Origin of the sequence: Microcella sp. (genome assembly GCF_033763155.1) — a bacterium.
Taxonomy (GTDB): Bacteria; Actinomycetota; Actinomycetes; order Actinomycetales; family Microbacteriaceae; genus Microcella.
Window position 1 is genome coordinate 1 of sequence record NZ_JANRKZ010000155.1, and the last position, 4,990, is coordinate 4,990.

5 protein-coding genes are annotated in these 4,990 nt (G+C 64.0%); 4 read left to right on the forward strand and 1 reads right to left on the reverse strand.

Translation table 11 applies throughout. The features are described from left to right. A partial coding sequence (locus SFU54_RS06400) for an ABC transporter permease (RefSeq protein WP_319015457.1) occupies nt 1-987 on the forward strand: 987 nt, incomplete at its 5' end. Further along, nucleotides 987-2,195, forward strand: a complete 1,209-nt coding sequence (locus SFU54_RS06405; protein WP_319015458.1) for an ABC transporter permease — start codon at nt 987-989, stop codon at nt 2,193-2,195. The genes SFU54_RS06400 and SFU54_RS06405, both read left to right, overlap by 1 nt. A gap of 18 nt (nt 2,196-2,213) precedes the next feature. Here SFU54_RS06405 and SFU54_RS06410 read toward each other — a convergent pair whose 3' ends face one another. Next, nucleotides 2,214-2,819 (reverse strand): PH domain-containing protein, encoded by a 606-nt coding sequence (locus SFU54_RS06410; protein ID WP_319015459.1) that lies wholly within the window; start codon nt 2,817-2,819, stop codon nt 2,214-2,216. A gap of 50 nt (nt 2,820-2,869) precedes the next feature. On the opposite strand from SFU54_RS06410, the gene SFU54_RS06415 reads away from it, so the two are divergent. Together SFU54_RS06415 and SFU54_RS06420 are read left to right on the forward strand one after the other, a co-directional pair. Then, nucleotides 2,870-4,543, forward strand: a complete 1,674-nt coding sequence (locus SFU54_RS06415) for an ABC transporter ATP-binding protein (protein WP_319015460.1) — start codon at nt 2,870-2,872, stop codon at nt 4,541-4,543. Nucleotides 4,544-4,549: 6 nt separating this feature from the next. Further along, a partial coding sequence (locus SFU54_RS06420) for a GTP-binding protein (protein ID WP_319015461.1) occupies nt 4,550-4,990 on the forward strand: 441 nt, incomplete at its 3' end.

Sequence of the window (4,990 nt, forward strand, 5' to 3'; positions counted from 1 at the left end):
ATCTCGGGTCTGCTGTGGGCGTCGATCATCCCGGGAGTTCTCAAGCGCAAGATCGTCACCTTCGCGCTCGCTGCGGGCGCGACGGCGAGCATGCTCGTGATCATGAACCTCATCGACTGGTTCACCTATCCTGGCCTCAGCATCATCGGTGTGGCGATTCTCGGCATTGGCGCCGCGGTCGGCTTCACCGCGCTCATTACCGGTCTCAAGAACCGCCGAGCGCTCTCTGCATCGCTGACCGTGGCGGGGCTCGGGCTCGCGCTCTACTTCCCGTTCCAATACGGCATCTCGTACTCGATTACGGAGTGGTGGATGCTCGTGGCCCTCGCGATTCTTGCGGTGGCCGTGAGCCTCGGCATCGGCTGGTTGATGGGTGGCGTCGACAAGGGCCCCGTTATGCGGGTTGCGGCCTTTACTGGCTTCATCACCGCGGGCGCCATCGCTCTCGACCGCTTCATGATGGTCTGGGACGACTACGCCAGCTCTGGCCGCATCCGCGGACGTCCGATCGCGACGATTGGGTCGTCAACGCCGAACCTCGAAGGCTCTCTCTGGGTTCAGGGTGTCGACATCTACACCCACCTGTTGCTGCCGACGATCGCGCTCATCCTCATCTCGTTCGCCGGATACACGCGGTATTCGCGCGCCAGCTTGCTCGAGGTGATGAACCAGGACTACATCCGCACCGCGCGAGCGAAGGGCTTGCCCGAGCGCACGGTTGTCGTGCGTCACGCCTTCCGCAATGCCCTCATCCCGATCGCCACGATCGTTGCCTTCGACATCGGCGGCATCGTCGGCGGCGCGGTCATTACCGAGCGCGTCTTCGGGTGGACGGGCATGGGCGCACTGTTCCAGAACGGCCTCGATGGCACCGACCCGAATCCGGTCATGGCCTTCTTCCTCGTCGTCGGCGGGCTCGCGATTTTGTTCAACCTCATCGCCGACCTCGTTTACGCCGCTCTCGACCCACGAATCCGAGTCAACTGATGAGCAACCTCAACGCACCTGTGCCTGCCGGCGGCATCACCGACGCCGAAAACAACATCGAGAACAAAGAGGTCGAAGGCCTCAGCCAAGGGCAAATCGTCCGTCGGCGGTTCTTCCGCCACAAGGGCGCTGTCATCTCGATGATCACCCTCGCCTTCGTGATCGTGCTGGCCTTCACCGCGGTCGGTTTCGACTTCTCGGTGTTCGGAATTCAGATCAAGACGCCGGGCTGGTGGCAGTGGACATGGACGGAGATTCCCACCGCGCAAGATGGTGGCCGGCCCACGCTCAGCCTTGTACCCGAGTGGATGGGCGGCGAGGGCATTCGCTTCGGTGACCACCCGTTCGGCCAAGACGAGATCGGCCGCGACATTTTCGCGGTCGTCATGCGCGGCACGCAGCAGTCGGTTGTCATCATGGTGATCGTCGGCCTCATCGCGACGACGATCGGAACCGTAATCGGTGCCGTCTCGGGTTACTACCGTGGCTGGGTTGACTCGGTGCTCATGCGCTTCACCGACATCATCATCACGATCCCGCTTATCGTCATCGGCGCGGTTCTCGGTCTCGCATTCGGCAAGCTCGGGGCATTCGTGCTGGCGATCATCATTGGTCTCTTCACGTGGACCGGTCTTGCTCGCCTCGTGCGTGGCGAAGTCTTGAGTTTGCGCGAACGCGAGTTCGTCGATGCTGCTCGAGTGGCCGGGGCGAGTGACCGACGCATTATCTTCAAGCACATCTTGCCCAACGCCATCGGCGTGATCATCGTCAACACGACGCTGCTGATGGCCGCGGCCATCTTGCTCGAGACGGCACTGAGCTTTCTTGGCTATGGCGTTCAGTCGCCCGACACCTCGCTGGGCAAGATCATCAGCGAGAACCAGTCGGCGTTTGCGACGCGTCCGTGGTTGTTCTGGTGGCCGGGTGTCTTCATCATCACCATCGCCTTGTGCATCAACTTCATCGGCGACGGTCTGCGTGACGCCTTCGACCCGCGCCAGCGGCGCATGCCGAGCGCTCGAGCGCTTGCGCGTGGTACGACCGGTGGTCTTGACCGTGCTGCCGCGGTCGTGACCACGCGCGGAGCTGGCATGCAGTCGCCTGGCCCCGGTATACGCGGCTTCAGCTCAGACGTGCACGAGGGAGACGACCCCCGTCCCCGCGGTGGCGGCTACGACGCTGCGCGCGACCCGAAGAAAGACAGCTAAGTGGGTGCCGTGGTGCGGCTAGAACGCAAACCCCAGCAGGCCCAGCGCAACGAGCACGCTCAGCACCGCAATGGTGCGAACGTTCCAGTCGCGACGAACGCTGGTGGCGTCGACCGAGGCATCCAACAGGCCGTCGTCGCGCAGCTGTTCCCAGTGTCGACGAATCTGATTCGCGGCGGCGCCGCTCTCGCTCGAGAGCGTGTCACCGGGGCGAATCGAGCCCGCAAGTCGTGCGGTTTCAGAGACCCGGGTGTCGTCGGGGCCCACGGTGAATACCGTGAAACGGCCCGACGAAGGAGCCGCCCAGGCCTCGATCTTTCCGCGCGGCGTGTAGAGGGTCAGCGCCCACTTGGTGTCGATGCGCTCGATGGCCGGCCACGGCACGTGCCAGGTAGCCAGCGGGTTGCGCACGAGCACCTCGTGCTCGAGCACGTCGACCACGGGCATCCAGTACAGAGCCCAGGTCACGGCAGCCAGCAGCAGCAGCCACCAGCCCGATCGCAGCAGACCGATCAGGTCGCCAGCGACTACGAAACCTGCCAGGGCGCCCAGCGCGATGAGCGCCATGACAATCGTCAGAACTCGACCGAAGGCGGGGCGAAAGCTCGCGGGCTGAAAACGCATGCCCCCAGCTTCGCAGACCCCCGCACCATGACCACGCGGAAGGACCTCCCGTGACCAGCTCCACCACCACTGCCGTCGAGACCGTGCTTGAGGTCTCTGGCCTCGGCGTCGACTTCTGGGTCGACGGTGAGTTTTACCCGGCGGCCATTGATCTCGACTACACCGTCAAGCGCGGCGAGGTCATGGCCATCGTCGGCGAGTCGGGCTCGGGCAAGTCGTCGAGCTCGATGGCGCTGCTCGGCCTGCTGCCCCCGACCGCGCGGGTGACCGGATCGATCAAGTTGCTGGGCCGCGAAATCTCGACCCTCAATAAGCGTGACTTGCGCGCGGTGCGCGGCCAGCAGATCGCCGTGATCTTCCAAGAGCCCATGACGGCCCTCAACCCCGTGTACACGGTCGGGTTCCAGATCGTCGAGACGCTGCGCACGCACTTCGACCTCACCCCTGCACAGGCCAAGGTGCGCGCGATCGAGCTGCTCGAAAAGGTCGACATGCCTGACCCGGCCACGGCCTTCAACAAATACCCCCACCAGCTCTCGGGCGGACAGCGCCAGCGCGCGATGATCGCTCAGGCCATTTCGTGTGACCCCGTGCTGCTCGTCGCTGACGAACCGACGACCGCGCTTGACGTCACCGTGCAGGCCGAGATTCTCGAATTGCTGCGCAGCCTGCGCACGCGCCTCGACAGTGCGATCGTGCTCATTACGCACGACATGGGTGTTGTCGCCGACTTGGCCGACAAGATTATGGTCATGAAAGACGGCGTTGCCGTTGAGCAGGGCACGGCCCTCGAGATCTTCCACTCGCCGAAGCACCCTTACACACAGTCGTTGCTTGCCGCCGTGCCCCACCTCGGTATCGACATCACCGACGAGGGGTCGCGGGCCATCGACCGGCGTGGCGTTGAGCCCGTGCTGTCGTTTCAGGATGTCTCGATCGAGTACCCCAAGCGAGGCCGGGTTCCCGCCTTCCTCGCTGCTGATGACATCACTCTTGACGTCTACCCGGGTGAAATCGTGGGCCTCGTCGGTGAGTCGGGATCCGGCAAGACAACCCTCGGCCGGGCCGCGGTCGGCCTGTTGCCCATCAAATACGGCCGCCTCATCTCGGCCGGCATTGACATCTCGAACGCGACCCTGAAAGACCTGCGTCCGTTGCGGCGCAAGGCCGGCATCGTGTTCCAAGACCCGGGTTCGAGCCTTAACCCGCGCATGCCGATTGGTGAGAGCATCGGCGAACCGCTCTTGCTCGCCAAAGCGGCGAGTGGCAAAGACCTTGACCGCCGCGTTGAAGAGCTGCTGAGCCAAGTCGAGCTGCCGTCGAGCTATCGCAACCGTTACCCACACGAGCTCAGCGGTGGTCAGCGCCAACGCGTGGGTATCGCGCGTGCCCTCGCGTTGACGCCTGAACTGCTCGTCGCCGACGAGCCCACGAGTGCGCTTGACGTGTCGGTTCAAGCGCGATTCCTCGACTTGCTGCAAGACCTACAGCAGAAGTTGCAGTTCGCCTGCTTGTTCATCAGCCACGACCTCGCGGTCGTCGATATCCTCGCGCACCGCATCGCTGTGATGCACCGGGGTAGACTGGTGGAGCAGGGTTCGCGCGACCAGATTCTGCGCAACCCCCAAGACCCCTACACTCAGCGCCTCATCGCCGCTGTTCCCCTGCCCGATCCAGTGGCGCAGCGGGAGCGTCGAGAGCAGCGCGCAGCCAGCAAGGACTGATTCACCATGGCAATCGCCACCCGCACCGACCTGCGCAACGTGGCGATTGTCGCTCACGTCGACCACGGCAAGACCACCCTCGTTGACGCCATGTTGCGTCAGACCGACTCGTTCGCTGCCCACGCCCACCTCGAAGACCGAGCGATGGACTCGAACGATCTCGAGCGCGAAAAGGGCATCTCGATCCTCGCCAAGAACACGGCGGTGACCTACAAAGGCAAGCACGCCGGCGGTGCCGAGATCACGATCAATGTGATCGACACCCCGGGTCACGCCGACTTTGGTGGCGAGGTCGAGCGCGGACTCAGCATGGTCGACGGTGTCGTCTTGCTCGTCGACGCGAGTGAGGGCCCGTTGCCTCAAACGCGCTTTGTGTTGCGCAAGGCCTTGGCGGCCAAGCTTCCGGTCATCTTGCTCGTCAACAAGACCGACCGGCCCGACGCGCGC